Source organism: Bacillus sp. CFBP9009 (genome assembly GCF_036541465.1).
Classification (GTDB): Bacteria; Bacillota; Bacilli; order Bacillales; family DSM-1321; genus Peribacillus.
In genome coordinates this window covers 17,584-35,725 of the sequence record NZ_JAZHFU010000006.1, presented here as the reverse complement: position 1 = coordinate 35,725, position 18,142 = coordinate 17,584, and the positions used below count along the sequence as shown (strand labels likewise).

Genomic DNA, 18,142 nt, shown 5'->3' with positions numbered 1-18,142 from the left:
GGGAATTACTTTGATATTCTCCGAATAGTCAGATTGTAATGAATTTGGATGAACCAATCATGCATTTCGTTACAGGAAATGATAAAATCAAAATAACAAATATTTACTCATCCAATGAAAGAAGCGATATGATGAAAAACTTGCTATTCAAAGTGTTCTCAAAAAAGGCGAAAAACCAGATTGAATTTTGTCAAAATAATCTTGACCGCTTCCTTAATGAACAAACAGTTGCCGATTATGGCAAGTTCTTAGCGAATCCAAGGATTCAATATAAGGAATATGAATGTTTGAGTGAGTGTAAGCTTTGTCAGAAAACCCCCTATGCAAAGGTGAACGGCCAGATTATGAGTGGCGAAGATTCACAGGATCTTTTAAATCGGTTACATGATGAATTGAAATGATACGGGCCAAACAAATTGCTTGTTCCGTGTCATTTTGACTACTTACCTGTAATTATACAGAATACAGGTGATGAACATCTATTAAAAGGAATTGCGAATTTAACATTGAATTATTAATCTAGTCGTTACTTCCTGTTTTTCACTATTTCCTACGTTTTCACTGTATAAATAGCTTGAAATATGATAATTTATGGAAAAAGATAGACAGGAGGACGTCCATGAAAAAAATCATTCCTACCATCGTTTCAGTCGTAACACTAGGTCTTGTCACTGGATTGCCTGGCCCTATCGCCGAGGCGGAAGAATTCACCCCTTATTATGGAAATGGTCCAAGCTACATTCAACCAGATAACCTCTCCCACCTTTTCCCTGACCCTAATGTTTCTTTCAAGACCCCTGCCTTTAAACAAAACAAGGTCGCCTTTACGAGCCAGGAAGAAATGTTGGATTCCATCAAGTCCCTCTCCCATAAAAACAAAAACATCCAGGTCAAGACGATAGGTAAATCCACAGAAGGACGCGACATCCCGATGCTTCTTTTCAGCAAGGATTCAAAAAGGCCGATTAAGAATTCCCATAAACCATTGATTTGGATTCAAGGTCAAATCCATGGCAATGAACCCGCTTCAAGTGAATCTACATTAGTCCTTGCACAATGGCTGGCTGAAGGCAAACTTGGTGATGTCCTCGAAAAAGTGAATGTTGCCATCGTTCCACGAGTGAATCCTGATGGCTCTTATTATTTCAAACGATATACCGCAAATGACATGGATGCGAATAGGGACTACTTAAAAGTGGAGTATCCTGAAGTGCAGACGATTCATCAGTCAATCGATGATTATGAACCAGAAGTCATTCTGGATGTACATGAATATACAGTGAATCCCGCCCCCCTGAAAAAAGTGGGAGCAAATGGATCGATTGCTTCCTATGATTTACTCATCTCCTCAGCCAAGAATTTAAATATTCCCGAACAGCTTCGAAAAGCTTCCGATGAACTGCTTTTGCCTAATGTTTTTAAAACATTGGAAAAAGAAAAGCTTTCCTATCACGATTACTATACACTGGCCACTTCTGATGATGGAGTCCTTACCGCCACAGAAGGAAGCACAGAAGCCCGGATTGGCCGAAACGCCCTCGGTTTGAAAAATACAATGACCTATTTAATTGAAACAAGGGGGATCAATATCGGCCGTACGGATTTTAAACGACGTGTTTTTGCACAAGCCACTGCACAGGCAGCATTCATCAAAACGACAGCCGAACAGGCCAGTAAAGTTAAAAAAGTCGTTAAACTGGCAGAAGCTGAAGTCGTGCGAAAAGGGCGAAAAGCAAATGATAACGATGAAATTGTCATCACCAGCAAAAATAAATTGGTTAAGGATCAAAAACTGACTGTAGTCGATTTAGCGAAAGCGAAAATGGTCGATGCCTCCATCGATTGGCTGGATTCTACCGATGCCTACCCTACCCTTGTCAGAGATCGTCCGACAGCCTATATCCTTCCACCTGAATATAAAAATATCGCCAAGAAACTTCAGCTATTGGGAGTGGAAGTGAAAAAATTAAAAAGACCTATGAAAGTAGCAGTTGAAAGTTATAGGGTCAATGATTTAAAAGTTTCCGCTGAACTGGAAAGCGGACATTCCACAAGGGAAGTCACGACCACCGTTACTTCAAAAACTCGGGTTTTCCCAAAAGGAAGCTATGTTTTCGACATGGCCCAGCCTGATGCTAACTTCATCTCCCTTGCCCTCGAACCTGAAGGCATGGACAGCTATGTGACATTCAATTTCATCCCGGCTGCCAAAGGAAAAGAACTGCCGATTTACCGCTATATGCAGCCATCTTCCTTACCCGTTAAATGATGCATAGTATCCAAATGACGCTTTGGCAGCTTTCATTGCCAAAGCGTTTTTAGTTTCCCCCCCTCCTTTATTCGGTTGGAACGATGCGCTGACATGATTTCTTGAATGCAACGACAAGTTTTGAATATACATATAAACGGAAAATGTGTTTTTAGAGGAGGAAAGTCATTGAACCAACATGTACAATTGGAAATCAATCGCCTTGTTCATCGCTTGAAACAAGACCAATCCCCTGATGGTTCGTGGAATTATCCCTTTGACACCGGGATAACGGCAGATGCCTATATGATCATATTATTGAAAATTTTAGATATGGAAGACACTCCTCTTATAGAGGCTTTAGTAAAAAGAATCGAAAGCAAGCAAACGGAAAACGGTTCATGGAAACTTTTCCAAGACGAGAAGGACGGCAATGTTACGGTTACGATCGAGGCTTACTATGGCCTTCTTTTTAGCGGACTCCGCAATAAAAATCATCCCCATATGAGGAAAGCCAAACAATTCATTCTTTCCAAGGGCGGCATCAAACAGGCCAAAATGTTAACGAAAATGATGCTTACCGTCACCGGACAATATCAATGGCCGCGCCTATTCCCCATTCCTCTCGAAGTGGTTTTACTGCCTCCGACCTTTTTCGTCAGCATTTATGATCTTTCTGTATATGGGCGGGTCAACATGATTCCATTGCTATTGCTTGGCCATAAAAGGTTTCAAATCAAGACCCCTGACACGCCAAGTCTAAAAGATTTATTTCAAACAACGGAGGACCGATCCGAAGAGCGTATGTGGGAAGAGTATCGTACCGAAGAATATCGTTCCTTTTTCTCCAAACTTCAAACAGGCGTCAAAACCTTGATTGGTTATCCGGATTATTTGCATTCCTTAGCCTTGGATTCAACGAAAAGGTTTATGCTCGACAGGCTGGAACCAGACGGGACACTGTACAATTATTTCGGTTCTACCTTTTTCATGATCTTTGCCCTCCTTTCAATTGGGTATTCGAAAAGAGATCCAGTGATTCTAAAGGCCATGGCCGGTCTGAAGGGGATGGCCTGCTCTATTGAGGGACACACACATATCCAGTTCACGACGCCCCATGTTTGGAATACCTCCTTAATAAGCTACGCCCTTCAAGAAGCGGGCATACCTTCCAAAGACAAAGCGGTCAAGGCCGCCAATCAGTACTTACTGTCACGCCAGCATTATATGTATGGAGATTGGCTGATCCATAATCCTAACGCGATTCCAGGCGGCTGGGGGTTCTCGGATTTAAATACCATGAATCCGGATGTCGATGATACGACCGCCTCACTGCGGGCGCTGGCTAAGCAACTGCAAGCAAAACCGGATAATCGGGACAGCTGGCAGCGCGGTGTCTCCTTCACGATATCCATGCAAAATGATGATGGCGGATTTCCAGCCTTCGAACGGAATAACGACCATAAATGGCTGCAGCTTCTTCCTATAGAGGGTTCGAAATATCTCCTGACTGACCCTTCTACCGCTGATCTGACAGGAAGAACGCTGGAATTCCTGGGGAACTATACAAATATGAAGAAGCCGGAGGAAGTCAGTAAAAGAGCGGTGGATTGGCTATTGGAAGACCAGAAGCGTGATGGCTCCTGGTATGGGCGCTGGGGCATCTGCTATCTATATGGCACATGGTCTGCACTGACCGGCATGAAGGCAGCAGGGCAAGCCACTGGACATCCATCCATCCAAAAAGCCTTAACTTGGTTGAAGAAAATTCAAAATGAAGATGGCGGCTGGGGTGAATCTTGTTACAGTGATATCAAGCAACGATATATCCCCCTCGGAACAAGCACACTGACACATACAGCCTGGGCTGTGGATGCATTGATATCGGCGTCAGAAAAGCCGACAGCCGAGATCGAAAAAGGCATTGCCTATCTCATCCGTGCAGGTCAACAAGAAAGCTGGACCAATGATTATCCTGCAGGCCAGGGAATGGCAGATTTTTTGTATATCCATTATCATAGCTATCGCTATATTTATCCCCTTTTAGCCTTAAGTCATTACAATAAAAAATTCCTGAAGACTTAATCACCAGTGTTTATTATCATATTAAAGGTGAATATGTGGATTACCTGTGGAAAAGTAGTGAATAACACCGGAAAGTTATCCACAATCCGAGGTTATCCACATTCATTTATCCGTAAAAGTGCCAAATGCAAGAAATTCCCCGTCATATTGTTGATTAATTCATTTCAGCTATGTAAGGATGACTTGTTTTATACAGGTTTTGTGGATAGTTTGGGGATGATCACTATTATGTGAAAACTTTATCCAGCTTATCACTATAAAATTTTATGGCCTTAGCATAAGATTGTATTTCTTGATCACTCGAGATTTCGGCAATTATCTTCAAAAGAGATTCCATTGCAAGATCATGGTGGCCCAAATTATAAAATGCCATGGCCCTGAATACCAATAAAGCCTTATCCTCAGGAAACTTCGCCAGCCCGGATTCCAATGTCTGTCTTGATTTTTCATATTCCCCTATGGTGCGATATGTGCTCCCCAACCCTAGGTAGGCCCCTTTTGCATCCTCCTTTGGCAAACCTAATTTGAGTGCCGCTTCATAATAGGGCACCGCCTCTACCTCAAGTCCGAGAATATCCAAACTCCAGGCACACTGATACTGTATGACTGCATCCCCGGGATTTTGCTTTGCCAGATCCATCAATAATCGATTGGATTTTTCGAATTCTTTCTTTCCCCTTAGTGACAGTGCCTCTTCCAAATTTCCCATTGCCATTCCTCCATTGTATAAGATTCCTTATTGCCCCTATTCGCGATTCCTCTTTTTAATTCCTTTATAACCGCAGATTTTTTCAGAGTATCATCAGCTACATGTTGGTTGTTCCACCCATACGCCTCTTCATCGAAAGGAAGTTTCTTCTTCCTTCTCCCTAATTTCGCTTGAAATTCATAATCGCACCTAAAAAAAGGATCTGCCACTTGGCAAATCCCTCTCATACATTTCAGTTCAAGTTCATTCATATATCACATATTGCTGATTAATCATCCAACTGGTTCTTCAATACTTTACCCGTGGTTGCATCCACCACAACATCATATTCCTTTTGTCCTTGTTTTATTTCCAGCTCGTACACAAGGGTGCCATTCTCTGAATCCAGCTCCATATCCGTTACTTGACCTTCCACCGCTTTCAAGGCAATCTTTTCAGCTTGATCTCTGCTGACTTTTGCAGTTTCCACGGCTTGTTGTGTGCTCATATCCTCATCGTAATCGTCTTCCATCTCCTGAGAAAGAATCTCTCCCTTTTCAGCATCAACATCAACGTCTTGATAGCCTTCTTTTGTTTTAACGGTCATCTCATAGGTCATCGGCTGGTCCCAATCCTTTTCAAATTGAGTAACTTCCCCGCCTAGTTTTTCTGAAATCACTTTGACAGCCTCATCCTCGGATAGGTTCCCCTTATTGACTGCATATACCGCCGTTCCAGCAGCACCGCCGAAAAGCAATACGGAAGCTATGGATACCGTCATGATTACCTTTTTCCTTTGAATGATACCTTCTTTAATCGTACTCCACTGTTTTTTCATGAATGAATTCCTCCTTTAAGTTGTTACCTTAATAATAAGCACCCTTCATGAAACGAACATGAGCGTTAGATTAGAATTTGATGAGAAAGAGTAAGAGTCACCAACGTTCCCTCTCCCACCTCACTTTGAATCTCCAATTTACCGTCGAATGACTCGACAAGCGTTCGGGCGATGGAAAGCCCGAGTCCATTGCCTCCCGTTTTCCTTGCCCTCGATGAATCCACGCGATAAAAACGTTCAAAGACATGAGGGAGATGTTCTGGTGATATCCCTCCGCCGTGATCTTTCACACCGATGAGAATTTCATTATCCTGTTGTTTTATCATGATCTGTATACTTGATTCACTGTATTTCATTGCATTGTCCAATAGGATGATCATCACCTGTTCAAGCTTACTGGAAACGGTCATTGCATATATTTCCTTAAACTCTGATTCTATCGTTATTTCACGATTTCCCGTCCTTCTGAATGTTTGGGCAATCCCTTCACAAAACGAAATAAGTTCTATTTTTCCTTCCACATCAGCTGAAAGTTCCGTTTGGGAGGCAGACTGCAGAAGATGCTCCGTCAGCTTTTTCATCCGGACGGCTTCATGGTGGATTGCCTCCACCGCCTCTTCCTGAATCGCCTCATCCTTCATTCCCCAGCGTTTCAATAGAGAGGAGTAGCTTTCTATGACCGTAATCGGTGTTTTCAATTCATGTGAAGCATCTGAAAGGAATTGCTGCTGTTGGTTATAATTCCGCTCCAGCCTTTCTATCATCCTGTTGAATGCCGCTCCCATCACCTGCAGCTCGTCCTTTGATTGATCCGATAGCGGTATCCGTTTGTATTCTCCGCTTTTCTCAATATCCTTCATCGTTCCGCTCATGATCGATATCGGTTTGAGGATCAGGTTGGCCAGCCACTTACCGGCAAAAATGGATAAAATAATGACAAAAAGGGATGCACCGCCCAAAACGAGGGCAAGCGTCGATAAATTATCAAGAAGGGTATCCTGCGGCTGTGTGACCTCGATCACCCCTAGCTTCTTCCCTTCATCAGGATAAGGATAACGGTAGGTCAATACATATTCCCCGTCAGCTTTGGTAAAATCATATCCTTTCTCGTTAATGGCTTTAACCGCAAGCCCCTTAAGGTCCTCTTCATCCGTAAATGATTTTACCAACCTTCCATCAGTGTCGAATATCCGCACCATTCCATCATCAGGGATATACGGCTCCATTAAATCGGAATCACTGGAAATCAAATCTTTCGTCAGCATATTTTCTTCAATTAATGAAGCTTGATCTTCAAGCAAATCCCGTTCCCTTTCTACCGATATCCAAAGAAAGGCGATTAAAACGATGATACTCAACAATATAAGCATGACGCTTAAAAAAAGACTGGAATACGATTGGATTTTCGTCCGAATCTTCATACTGGCTCCTTCAAGCTGTAACCTACACCGCGGTATGTATGTATAAGCTGCAGGTCAAAGGGATAATCTATTTTTTTGCGCAAATAACGGATATACACATCAACCACATTCGTATCCCCTGCAAAGTCAAATCCCCATACATGTGTCAGGATTTGCTCCCTCGAAAGTACTTGATTTTTATTTTGCAAAAGATAAACCAGCAAATCGAACTCGCGGGAAGTCAGCTCAATCCTATTGCCTTGCCTGTGAATGTCCCTTGTACCAAGGTTCAACTTCAGATCATGGATTTTAAGTTCATCCACTTCACCTTCGGATTGGCTCTCCCGTACATTGGTACGAAAACAAGCACGGATCCGTGCCAGCAGCTCTTCAATTTCAAACGGTTTCGTTACATAATCATTCGCACCATGGTCCAGGCCATTCACCTTGTCTGGCACAGCATCCCTTGCGGTTAGAAGGATTACCGGTGTCGATCCATTCTTTTTCCGGTAACGCCTAAGTACTTCTATGCCATTCAACTCGGGCAGCATCACATCCAATAAGATTAAATCCCACTCTTCGGCTTCTGCCCTTTCCAGACCTGTTTTTCCGGAAAAAGCCGATTCTGTTTGATAACCCTCATGATTAAGTTCTAGCTGGAGGACCCTCGCTATTTTTTCTTCATCTTCTATTATTAAAATTCTCTTATTCATGATCATCACCACCTACCCCTTAGTGTACTGAAGAAATATGAAAATATCATGAGAAATTGACCCCTCCGCATAAAAATCCGATGAAATAATGAATTTAATTTTTGTGCCTTTAAAAGGACAACAAAAAGAACCGGATGTGTATGGTCCATGCCAGACACATACAGAGATTCCCCATATCTAAATAACGGTTAACCATAATAAAAAGACTATGGAATATTTCCATAGTCTAGGATGAATAAGCCGAAAATACCAACTAAATCCAAATTTTTCATTACTGATGTATCTAAAAAGGTTATAAAAAAAGTGAATTAGTTGTTACCTCTTGTTTTATAAGCTTTGTCATTTAGAAAATTTAAAACAGCTATGATAATACCTGCTACTACTAAAAATACGAACCCTGTTTTCGAAAAAGCTTTAAGATAAAAAATTGATAACGCAATTATAAATAATACAATTATTAAAACTTTAAAAATCCAATATTTTTTCATAATTTCGCCATTTACTATATTTCGTTATCTTGTCTTCATTCACCGTTCCAATGCTGGTCAATGAATTCATCGCGTCCCGATTTCGCACGGTCCGCTTTATAATCATCTTTGTTTTTTTTATGATAGCCTTGATGGTATTCTTCGGCAGGGTAAAAGGTTTGGGCCGGAAGGATTTCCGTTACGATTGGTTTCTGGAACTTCCCGCTGGCCGCTACCTTTTCTTTCGCTTCAAGAGCCAGTTTTTCTTGAGCTTCATCATGATAGAAGATGGCCGTCCGATATTGGCTTCCTCTGTCATGGAATTGACCGCCATCGTCGGTTGGATCAATTTGCTGCCAATATAGCTCCAGCAATCTTTCATAAGGAAATAACTGAGGATCGAAAGTGATTTCCACGACTTCATAATGTCCCGTAGTTCCCGTCTTCACTTCCTCGTAAGTCGGGTTTTCAACATGTCCTCCCGTATAACCGGATACGATTCCCCCAATCCCCGGTTGTTCTTCAAATGGTGTCACCATGCACCAGAAACAGCCTCCAGCAAATGTAGCCTTTTGCATAATGGTCATCCTCTCCTGTATGTAATAAAAATTAATATACCATATATCAATTCTGACACAGTGCTTTTTTGATTTGCAAAGCCGCCAGGGAATTACCTTTGATCAATCTTTTGACCAGCCCTTTTCCTTGAATCTTACAATCGCTTCAACGCGGTTGCTCACATCCAATTTATCGAGGATAACCGATATATAATTACGGACCGTTCCATTGGTCAGATAAAGCTGGCTTGCGATTTCCTTTGTGGTCTTACCATCTGCGATCAATTTGAGCACTTGGCTCTCTCGTTCAGTCAAAGGGTTTTCTTCTTCAAAAGCCATATCCACCAGCTCAGGAGCATAAATGCGCCGCCCATCCATGATGACACGGATCGAGTTCGCCAGTTCCTCACTTGGGCTATCCTTCAGAAGATATCCGCCTACCTCGGCCTTTCTGGCTCTTTCAAAATACCCAGGACGTGCAAAGGTGGTCAAAATGATGACTTTGCATTGGTGGCCTTGATCCTTGATCTCCTCCGCTACATCGAGCCCGGTTTTAACTGGCATTTCAATATCGGTTATGCAGATATCTGGCTTTAATTGATTGACGAGATTCATTGCTTCTTCCCCATTGCTCGCTTTTCCTACAACTTCCATATCACTTTCCAAATCAAGGATGGAACCTAGCGCGCCAAGCAGCATCCGCTGATCTTCGGCAATTACGATTCGAATCAAGGTTAATCCCACCTATCCATTATTTTTTATAGCATTCGGAACCCTTATATAAAGTGTCGTTCCCTCTGTTGATTTAATATCCAAGCTGCCATTAACAAATTCTAGCCTTTCTTTCATTCCTTGAAGTCCATTGCCTTTAATATACTCTGATCTATGTGAAAGCCCCACTCCATTATCCTGTACTGTGATCGTCACTCCTGTTTGTAATTCTTCGATGACGATATTACAGCAGTCGGCACCGCTATGTTTGACGATATTGGTCACAGCTTCCTTCAAGCACATGCTCAAAACCGTTTCAACAAGCAATGGGGTATCTTGCAATTCTGTGGTCCCTTCCAACTTGAATTCTATCTCTGCGGCTTTCAATATTTGCTTGACCCGGATAATTTCATCGCTTAGCTTGGACCCACGCATTTCCGACACCATTTCACGTACTTCCTTGAGTGCCGTCCTCGCCGTTTGACGGATATCCTTGATTTCCTTCTTGGCCGTCTCCGGATTCAAATCGATCAATTTCCCTGCAAGGTCACTTTTCAAGCCAATCAAAGACAGCTTTTGTCCAAGTGTATCATGTAAGTCACGGGCAATCCGCTGACGTTCTTCCATTTTGCCAAGCTCTGATATTCTTTTATGAGCGTCCTCCAATTGTTCTTCCAGCATGCCCCGTTTATTCCGATTATACGTGTTGAAAGGGAGCAGGATCACGCCTACCACACAAATGAGCATAAAGGGAAATTGCGAAAAGAAGGTAGGGTCTTTCATGATGAAGCCAATATTGACAGACACGATGGTAGCCAATAGCTGGATCGAATATAATACGAAAAAGCCAACCTTATTTTGAACATTCCCAATAAAGAATGCTAAAAAAAGTGAAAAGTAAATGTAGCTGAAAAATATGGTCATCGATATGGAAATGATTATTTGTATCGCGGTCCATACGTATACGGGCCATCCCTTCGAAACGAATGAGAGACCATATGATATGAAAAACAATATGATCATGACGATTCCAAAGACTATCTCCAACATCGAAGAGGATTTGAAGATGAAATAAAAAGGAAGGATACAAAAAATGATCCAGACATAAGGGCTCAGCCCTGTGTTTTTCGGAAAGATATGATACCAACTTTGCATTGCGCCGCCTCTATTTCTTTTTATCCTAGTATATACTAAGGAGTTTCATCAAAAAACCATCCAATGGGAATCGAATGGTTTTTTGGTGAACAATTTATTTTTCTTGAAGACTTGGACGTTCATTATTAATTTCCATTTTTGATTTTGTTTCATTTAGACGTTCCTTAATCTCTTTAAAACTGACAAACGTCTTGTTTTCGCCATCATAAAGGCGGAAGCGAAGTGATTTTAAACTTGAACTAAGGGTGATTGTCGTTGCCTGCTGCAAAGGCAGGGTGGATTCATGGACTTTTTCCAGATTATAGTTTGGCACTCTTGGACTAAGGTGATGCACGTGGTGAAAACCGATATTACCAGTTACCCATTGCAAAACCTTTGGAAGTTTATAATAAGAACTTCCATCGATGGCAGCCTTCACGTAATCCCATTCAGATTCCTCTTCGAAATATGAATCTTCGAACTGATGCTGTACATAAAACAGCCAGATGCCCAATGATCCCGATATAAAAAGAATCGGTACCTGAATCATCAGGAATGCCTGCCATCCGATAGCTAGGCATAAAAGACCATAAATCGCTACGATTGCGGCATTAGTCAAATGCGTATTTCTGCGTTCTTTCTTTTTAGCGCCTTTTTTATTAAGACGGTTCGATACAAGGAATAGATAGAATGGACCCAATCCAAACATGACGATCGGATTTCTATATAAACGGTATGCTAGACGTCCCCAGAATGAAGCGTCCACATATTCATCAACGGTCATGACCCAAATATCTCCTGTACCGCGTTTGTTTAAATTACTGCTCGTTGCATGATGTATGGAATGACTATGCTTCCATTGCTCATACGGAAATAATGTGACGATTCCACTGATCGTACCCAGGATGTCATTCGCTTTCCTGCTTTTGAAAAACGACTGATGACAGCAATCATGGAAGATGATGAAAATCCTGATTACAAACCCTGAAGCCATTACGGCAAATGCAAGGGTCAGCCAGTATGAGATGGTTAAGCTCTGATAAGCTAAAAACCATAACAAGAAAAATGGCGGAAATGTATTTATGAGCTGTTTCACGCTTGATTTAGTATTGGATTTTTCAAAAGGGGCAACATCTTTTCTCAATTGTTTTTGATTATGATTACTCATGATTTCCTCCTCAAAAATTATAGGAATGGAGTGTTTAAATGGATCGGTTATGCTTGCATCTCTTCTTTAAGTATAGGAATAATAACCGATTTTCTATAGTCATAAACGTCAAATCCCTGCCATGACACTTGTCATATACTTGTCTGCTTCAAAACTTTTCACACGTATTTTTTCCTCATTCATCATTTTTACACTTAAAAAAACGAGGAATTCCCATCAATCTGATTCCAAGAAAAAGCCTTACATTTATTCGAGCAAATAAAAAAAGATCCGCCGCTTGGCGAACCCCTTTATATCTTGATGGCATAAACCCGTTCAGGACGTCCTACCGTGCCATATGTTAAATCGGCATCAATTTTTTCCTCTGACATCAAGTGCTCCAGATAACGCCTTGCTGTTGTCCTGCTCACACCGATTTCCTTTGCCACTATTTCGGCAGTTAACCCCGGGGAGGATTTCCCCAACACAACCATCACCTTCTCCAAAGTCATCCGATCGATCCCTTTTGGCAGTGAAGTCTGTTCCCTCTCTTTTTCTTTCATTTCCTTTCGCAAAAGCTTATCCACCTGTTGCTGCGTTACGGGAAAATTGCCCTTTTCCAATTCAGACAGTTTGATGTGATACTCTTGATATCGGTGTAAGGACTGCTTGAAACGTTCAAATGCGACAGGCTTGATAATATAATCAAATATGCCGATTTTGATGGCTTCCTGTACTTTTTCGATTTCTTTAGCCGCCGTAATCATGATGACATCCATTTGTTTGCTTTGCTGCTTGATTTCTTTCAGGATATCGAGCCCATTCATATCCGGAAAATACATATCGAGCAGCAATAGATCCGGCTGCATGATTTCGATGAAGCTTTTAGCCTCGTCATAGCTTGACGCGATTCCGATCGTTTGAAACCCCTCAAGCTTTTCGATGAATAGCTTTTGTATCTCGGCAATCCGCAGGTCATCTTCTACGATCAAAACTTCTATATCGCGATTGGCCATCATTTAATCACCCCTCTGTTTTTTGGCAGTGCAACAGTAAAAATCGTATATTCCCCTTCTTTCGTCGAAAAAGTGATATATCCCCCTAATCCATCAATCGCTTCCTGAACAAGGCTCAAACCTATACCTGAATTGGTTTGATGGCTTTTCGTCGTAAAACCGTCCTGGAAAATCAGTTCGGTAACATCTGAGTTCATTCCTTTTCCATTATCTTCAACTTCTATGATCAACTCTTTACCCAAGTCCGTGACGAACAACGATACCCTTTTTTCTTCCCTTTCGTTTTCCCGTACAGCTTCAAAGGCATTATTGATGAGATTGCCGATGATCGTCACCAATAAATCTCGATCTATTTCAGATGGAATATCTTTAAAACTGCTTTCTCTATCAATGGTAAAATCAATTTTCAGCTCACTGGCTAAACTTACCTTCCCTAAGATGAACCCAGCAATGATCGGATCAGGTACTTCCTTCATTAGAAAGTGAATGAAGCCTTGGGTGACATCGACTTCCTTCGATATGAAATCCATTGCTTCTTTATATGAACCGAGTTGAATCAAGCCTAGCAGTGTATAGAGCCGGTTCGAATATTCATGTGTCTGGGCCCTCAGCCCTTCTGCATACGCCTTTACATGTGACAGTTCCTGAAGAAGATTGGATAGTTCCGATTTATTTCTCAAACTTGCAACTGCACCGATGATTTCACCCTGTCCATTCAAAATGGGAATCCGGCTTGCCAAAAAAACTTCACCGTCAATCATGAATTCCTGATCATACTCGGCCCGTGCCGTGCTGACTACATCAAGCAAATGTGTATGCGTTATGACTTTTTCGATTTTTTGCCCGCGAAGCATGACGTCTTTAGGGATATGAAGGATTTTATGCGCCGTTTCATTGACGACCGTGATTTTTCCATGAACATCAATGGCAATGATGCCTTCATGAATAGATTCCAAAATGGCATGCTTCTCTTGAAACATCCAGGCGATCTCTTTCGGCTCCAGGCCCAATATCGCCTTTTTTATATTGAATGAAATGAAAAAGGCTACCAACAAACCGCCGACTAATATAAAAGAGATGATCCAGACGATCTTTCTTTGTATACTGGACAATTCTTTTTCAATATCGTCCTGAAGGTAGCCAACGGAGACGACACCAATGACCTTTTCATTGGCGATTATCGGGGATTTCCCCCTAATGGAAGGTCCCAATGTCCCAGTGGACTCCGTGATGATGGATTTCCCATCCCACACCTCGGCGTTATCTCCTCCTACCATTTTCTTCCCGATCAAGTTTGGATCTGGATGGGACAGCCTTGTTTCATTCTCATCTCCTATTACTATGAATTCCGCATCGATCTGCCTGCGAATTTTTTCCGCGATGGGCTGGATGATTACAGAAGGATTATCCGTTCTAAAAGCTTGTTTAATTTCAGGCAGCAAAGAAATGGTCTGGGCAACCGACAATGCTTTTTCCCCTGTTTCCTGCTTCAGGTTATTTTCAAGGATATTTATGAAAATAACTTCAAAGATTCCACCCATTAAGATGATTAACGTACAGATGCCCAGCATCAACTTGGTGTGTAAACGCATTCAATCACCTCTACTTACATCATATAAAAAAAAACCCCTTTAAAAAAGGGGTTTTTTCACAACATTCAGAAAATATTAATTAACCTTCAATATTGATGACAACATCCTTCCCTCTCTTCTTGAGTAAAACCGGAATGAGCAGCCATAATGCCGTTACGATCAGGAATGTCAGCGAAAGCGGCCGAGTGAAAAACAAACTGTAATCACCATCGGATATCGTCAGTGCCCTGCGCATATTATTTTCTATCATCGGTCCTAAAACCAGTCCTAATACCAACGGGGCGATTGGATAATCATTTTTACTTAAGAAATATCCCAAGATTCCGCATCCTAGTAATAGCAATAAATCATAAGTTGATACTTGTACCGCATAAACGCCAAAAATGGAGATCGCGATAATGATCGGAATCAAATACTTCTTTGGCGTTTCTATGATTTTCGCAAAAACCTTAACGAGCGGGAGATTAAGGATGAGGAGCATCAGATTCCCGATGAACATACTGGCGATAAGTCCCCAGGCCACCTGGGGATGGTCCTCGAATAATAATGGACCTGGCTGAACATTGTACATCATGAGCGCACCCATTAAAATCGCCGTTGTACCGGAACCCGGAATTCCCAGCGTCAATAATGGAATCATCGCTCCGCCAGAAGCCGCATTATTGGCCGTTTCAGGACCAGCCACTCCAGCGATTGCCCCTGTACCAAATCTCCCGGGGTTTTTTGAAATCCGTTTTTCCATAAGATATGAGAAGAATGAAGCAAGAGTAGCCCCTGCACCTGGCAGGATTCCTACAAAGAAACCTAAGAACGACCCCCTCGCAATCGGCCCCGCAGATTCCTTGAATTCTTCTTTGGAAGGAATCAAATTATTGATTTTTGCAATTTCCCCATCATCCTCGTCTTTTTCCAAGATTGTCTTGAATACTTCTCCAAGAGCGAATAGACCCACTGCGATCGTCAGGAATTCGACCCCTTGATACAGCCAAGGAATGTCGAATGTAAAACGGGCGATCCCGGATACATTATCGATGCCTATCGTCCCGATCAACAAACCGCAAACCGTCATGATCAGTGCCTTGGTTACGGATTTTCCCGCGAGGCCGCTGACTGCCGCCAACCCTAGAAGCATGAGCGAAAAATACTCAGCCGGACCGAATTTAATGGCAATCGTCGATAATGGCTGAGCCAAGGCAATCATGGCGACAAGTGTGACAATCCCTCCGACGAAGGAACCGATTGCGGAAATCGATAAAGCACTACCGGCTCTTCCCTTCTTGGCCATTTGGTAGCCATCCAGTGTGGTGACGACAGAAGAAGATTCACCAGGTGTATTCAATAGGATTGAAGTTGTCGATCCTCCATACATCGCTCCATAATAAACACCTGCAAGTAAAATGATGGCGCTTGTTGCCGCTTGCTCTGGGGGAAGTCCCCCTGTTATCGAAGCGGTTACCGGAATTAAAAGAGCCACACCGCTCATCGGCCCGATCCCCGGCAATACGCCGACAGCCGTACCGATCAATACTCCGACAAATGCAAAAAGTATATTATACCAAGTAAGTGCCGTTTCAAAACCATGCATTAAATAATCAAAAGTGCCCACTTCACATCCCCCTCCCCTTTATGAAAACCAGATTGGCCAACCCGGCAGTGTTCCCTTTAAAACATTCACGAATAAATAATAGATGATCCCGGAAAATCCTGCGGAAATGATGAGCGATGTCACCCACTTATTTCGTTCCATCGTTTGAAAGCAAACAAACAAAAACAGAAAGGTCGTAATGACATATCCTATCGTTTCCAATGTCAAAATATAAATCAAGGTGGAGAGCAGAATGATGATAAAAGGTTTATACTCCAGCTTTCCCTTACCCGATTCCTGCACATTGCTCCGAAATGCCTCATAAAACAGGCGAATACTTAAAACAGCAAGAACGAGCCCCAATACAAAAGGGAAAATGTCCGGTCCTACGGAACTTCCATAAGAAGAACTGGCCAGCTTCCTGCTTCCTATCATAAACAGCACTCCGACAGCCAGAAAGGCTACAGATGCAAAGCGATCAAATTTAACATCCATCATAATCCCTCCATTTCAGAAAATAAGAAGAAGGTGAAAGCACCCCCTTCTCCTCGATTATTTTTCCATGCCTAAAGCTTCCAATAATTGCTGCACCTGTTTCTCCTGTTCTTCTAAAAACTTGCTGAATTCTTCACTATTTTTATATTCTTGTTCCCATCCTTGAACTTCCACTTCCTTTTTCCATTCAGAAGTTTCAACTAGCTTTGCAATGGTTCCGTCCCAAAAGGTTTTCGCTTCACCAGACATATCCTGAGGTCCAAAAACACCTCTCCAAATCGTGAATTCAGCATCAACACCCTGTTCCTTTGCCGTCGGTATGTCTTTAAGATCCCCACCTAAACGTTCCGTCGAAGTTACTGCCAACACTCTAATCTTTCCTGCTTTTAAAAATTCCCTGACACTGGATGCATCCGTTCCGATCACATCCGCATTTCCCCCAAGCAATGCCGTAATCGCTTCCCCGCCACCGTCGTACGAAACGTATTTAAGTTCGGTTGGATTCAAGCCATATTCATAGGCTGGAAGAATGGAAATCAAATGATCCATGGATCCCGGAGCCGATCCTCCTGCAAAGGTCAACTTACGCGGATCTTTTTTCACCGCTTCCAGCACTGATTTTAAATCCTTGAATTCAGAATCCGCCTTTACCACTATCGCCCCATAATCTTTTGTCAGCTGCGCCAAAGGAGTCGTATTTTTATATCCATAAGGACTGTTGCCTTCTTTTTTAAGGTTATTGATGATGACAGGCGGTGAATTCACGAACAGCATGTCATTGTTATCCGCTTGCTGTGTTGCATAATCCGCCATGAAGACAGCGCCCCCGCCACCGGGTTTGTTTTCGACGGTTAATGGCTGGTTCACCAGTTTTGTCTCACCCAAGACCTTTGTAAATGAACGGGCGGTTAGATCCCATCCCCCGCCTGCGCCCGATGGAGCAACGACCGTTATGGCTTTTTTCGGATAACCTGTACTTTCTTTCTTTTCTCCTGATGTACCCGAACTGCTGCATGCACCTAAACTTAAAGCTAACGAACCCGCCAATATGACCGCTGAAATCTTTTTACGAGAAAACATAATAATCCCCCTTTTGAAAGCGTTTTCTTAATTCTACAAAAATATCTTCCTTTTATTTGATTGCCCAACTAAAATGCATAACTTCCATAACTTCCATATTGTTCATAAAGTTTTATCGCAGTAAAAGGGGGAAAAGACTGCTCCTTCAGAGCAGTCCCAGTTTGCAGACAAAAGGGGTTCTATCTAAATTAAACAAAGTGATTGGAACGGAAGGTGCGAGACTCCTGCGGGAAAAGCGTGTCCAAGGGAGACCCCGCAGGAGTAAAGAACGCCGAGGGCGTACCAGCGAGTGCCCTACGTTCCAATCACGGTTCGATTTTACAAACACTTTAAACTGTAAACAAACTCGATTTTCATCGAGTTTGTCTACAGTCAGAGACTGCACT

16 protein-coding genes are annotated in these 18,142 nt (G+C 42.3%); 3 read left to right on the top strand and 13 right to left on the bottom strand.

The features are described from left to right. Nucleotides 1–38 precede the first annotated feature (38 nt). The 3 genes from V3595_RS16275 (at nucleotide 39) to shc (ending at nucleotide 4,333) form a co-directional block, all read left to right on the top strand. On the top strand, nucleotides 39–401 hold the full coding sequence (locus V3595_RS16275) for a DUF1450 domain-containing protein (protein ID WP_485908338.1): 363 nt from the start codon (nucleotides 39–41) through the stop codon (nucleotides 399–401). A 218-nt stretch (nucleotides 402–619) separates the two neighbouring features. Beyond that, on the top strand, nucleotides 620–2,269 hold the full coding sequence (locus tag V3595_RS16270; protein ID WP_485908336.1) for a M14 family metallopeptidase: 1,650 nt from the start codon (nucleotides 620–622) through the stop codon (nucleotides 2,267–2,269). Nucleotides 2,270–2,437: 168 nt separating this feature from the next. Then, nucleotides 2,438–4,333, top strand: a complete 1,896-nt coding sequence (gene shc / locus V3595_RS16265) for a squalene--hopene cyclase (protein WP_485908335.1) — start codon at nucleotides 2,438–2,440, stop codon at nucleotides 4,331–4,333. Between the two features lie 226 nt (nucleotides 4,334–4,559). On the opposite strand, the gene V3595_RS16260 is transcribed toward shc, so the two are convergent. From V3595_RS16260 to V3595_RS16200, 13 genes are all read right to left on the bottom strand, one after another. Further along, nucleotides 4,560–5,042: a tetratricopeptide repeat protein gene (locus tag V3595_RS16260; protein WP_485908333.1), complete on the bottom strand. Its 483-nt coding sequence runs from the start codon at nucleotides 5,040–5,042 to the stop codon at nucleotides 4,560–4,562. Nucleotides 5,043–5,310: 268 nt separating this feature from the next. Further along, nucleotides 5,311–5,859 (bottom strand): PepSY domain-containing protein, encoded by a 549-nt coding sequence (locus V3595_RS16255; RefSeq protein WP_485908331.1) that lies wholly within the window; start codon nucleotides 5,857–5,859, stop codon nucleotides 5,311–5,313. A 65-nt stretch (nucleotides 5,860–5,924) separates the two neighbouring features. Then, nucleotides 5,925–7,280 carry a sensor histidine kinase gene (locus tag V3595_RS16250; RefSeq protein ID WP_485908329.1) on the bottom strand — a complete coding sequence of 452 codons (1,356 nt, stop codon included), beginning with the start codon at nucleotides 7,278–7,280 and terminating at the stop codon, nucleotides 5,925–5,927. After that, nucleotides 7,277–7,972: a response regulator transcription factor gene (locus V3595_RS16245; RefSeq protein WP_485908327.1), complete on the bottom strand. Its 696-nt coding sequence runs from the start codon at nucleotides 7,970–7,972 to the stop codon at nucleotides 7,277–7,279. Before V3595_RS16245 ends, V3595_RS16250 begins: the two co-directional genes overlap by 4 nt. A 523-nt stretch (nucleotides 7,973–8,495) precedes the next feature. Then, on the bottom strand, nucleotides 8,496–9,017 hold the full coding sequence (gene msrA / locus V3595_RS16240; RefSeq protein WP_485908325.1) for a peptide-methionine (S)-S-oxide reductase MsrA: 522 nt from the start codon (nucleotides 9,015–9,017) through the stop codon (nucleotides 8,496–8,498). Between the two features lie 102 nt (nucleotides 9,018–9,119). Then, nucleotides 9,120–9,728 (bottom strand): response regulator transcription factor, encoded by a 609-nt coding sequence (locus V3595_RS16235; protein ID WP_034310044.1) that lies wholly within the window; start codon nucleotides 9,726–9,728, stop codon nucleotides 9,120–9,122. A gap of 12 nt (nucleotides 9,729–9,740) precedes the next feature. Beyond that, nucleotides 9,741–10,862, bottom strand: coding sequence for a sensor histidine kinase (locus tag V3595_RS16230; protein ID WP_350300515.1), 1,122 nt, complete (start codon nucleotides 10,860–10,862; stop codon nucleotides 9,741–9,743). 94 nt (nucleotides 10,863–10,956) lie between these two features. Beyond that, nucleotides 10,957–12,009 carry a Delta(5) desaturase DesA gene (gene desA / locus V3595_RS16225; RefSeq protein WP_485908323.1) on the bottom strand — a complete coding sequence of 351 codons (1,053 nt, stop codon included), beginning with the start codon at nucleotides 12,007–12,009 and terminating at the stop codon, nucleotides 10,957–10,959. 290 nt (nucleotides 12,010–12,299) lie between these two features. After that, nucleotides 12,300–13,007, bottom strand: a complete 708-nt coding sequence (locus tag V3595_RS16220) for a response regulator (protein WP_485908322.1) — start codon at nucleotides 13,005–13,007, stop codon at nucleotides 12,300–12,302. After that, nucleotides 13,004–14,596 (bottom strand): ATP-binding protein, encoded by a 1,593-nt coding sequence (locus V3595_RS16215; protein WP_485908321.1) that lies wholly within the window; start codon nucleotides 14,594–14,596, stop codon nucleotides 13,004–13,006. The genes V3595_RS16220 and V3595_RS16215 overlap by 4 nt, the downstream gene beginning before the upstream one ends. Nucleotides 14,597–14,675: 79 nt before the next feature. Beyond that, a complete protein-coding gene (locus V3595_RS16210) occupies nucleotides 14,676–16,202 on the bottom strand; it encodes a tripartite tricarboxylate transporter permease (protein WP_485908319.1) in 1,527 nt (508 codons plus the stop codon). Nucleotides 16,203–16,220: 18 nt separating this feature from the next. Continuing rightward, nucleotides 16,221–16,676 carry a tripartite tricarboxylate transporter TctB family protein gene (locus V3595_RS16205; protein WP_101223697.1) on the bottom strand — a complete coding sequence of 152 codons (456 nt, stop codon included), beginning with the start codon at nucleotides 16,674–16,676 and terminating at the stop codon, nucleotides 16,221–16,223. Nucleotides 16,677–16,733: 57 nt separating this feature from the next. Continuing rightward, nucleotides 16,734–17,756: a Bug family tripartite tricarboxylate transporter substrate binding protein gene (locus V3595_RS16200; RefSeq protein ID WP_402904254.1), complete on the bottom strand. Its 1,023-nt coding sequence runs from the start codon at nucleotides 17,754–17,756 to the stop codon at nucleotides 16,734–16,736. Nucleotides 17,757–18,142 lie beyond the last annotated feature (386 nt).

Coding starts and splice junctions, on each gene's coding strand:
- V3595_RS16275 (WP_485908338.1), top strand. CDS start 39: ATGAATTTGGATGAACCAATCATGCATTTCGTTACAGGAAATGATAAA.
- V3595_RS16270 (WP_485908336.1), top strand. CDS start 620: ATGAAAAAAATCATTCCTACCATCGTTTCAGTCGTAACACTAGGTCTT.
- V3595_RS16260 (WP_485908333.1), bottom strand. CDS start 5,042: ATGGGAAATTTGGAAGAGGCACTGTCACTAAGGGGAAAGAAAGAATTC.
- V3595_RS16255 (WP_485908331.1), bottom strand. CDS start 5,859: ATGAAAAAACAGTGGAGTACGATTAAAGAAGGTATCATTCAAAGGAAA.
- V3595_RS16250 (WP_485908329.1), bottom strand. CDS start 7,280: ATGAAGATTCGGACGAAAATCCAATCGTATTCCAGTCTTTTTTTAAGC.
- V3595_RS16245 (WP_485908327.1), bottom strand. CDS start 7,972: ATGAATAAGAGAATTTTAATAATAGAAGATGAAGAAAAAATAGCGAGG.
- msrA (WP_485908325.1), bottom strand. CDS start 9,017: ATGCAAAAGGCTACATTTGCTGGAGGCTGTTTCTGGTGCATGGTGACA.
- V3595_RS16230 (WP_350300515.1), bottom strand. CDS start 10,862: ATGCAAAGTTGGTATCATATCTTTCCGAAAAACACAGGGCTGAGCCCT.
- desA (WP_485908323.1), bottom strand. CDS start 12,009: ATGAGTAATCATAATCAAAAACAATTGAGAAAAGATGTTGCCCCTTTT.
- V3595_RS16220 (WP_485908322.1), bottom strand. CDS start 13,007: ATGATGGCCAATCGCGATATAGAAGTTTTGATCGTAGAAGATGACCTG.
- V3595_RS16215 (WP_485908321.1), bottom strand. CDS start 14,596: ATGCGTTTACACACCAAGTTGATGCTGGGCATCTGTACGTTAATCATC.
- V3595_RS16205 (WP_101223697.1), bottom strand. CDS start 16,676: ATGGATGTTAAATTTGATCGCTTTGCATCTGTAGCCTTTCTGGCTGTC.
- V3595_RS16200 (WP_402904254.1), bottom strand. CDS start 17,756: ATGTTTTCTCGTAAAAAGATTTCAGCGGTCATATTGGCGGGTTCGTTA.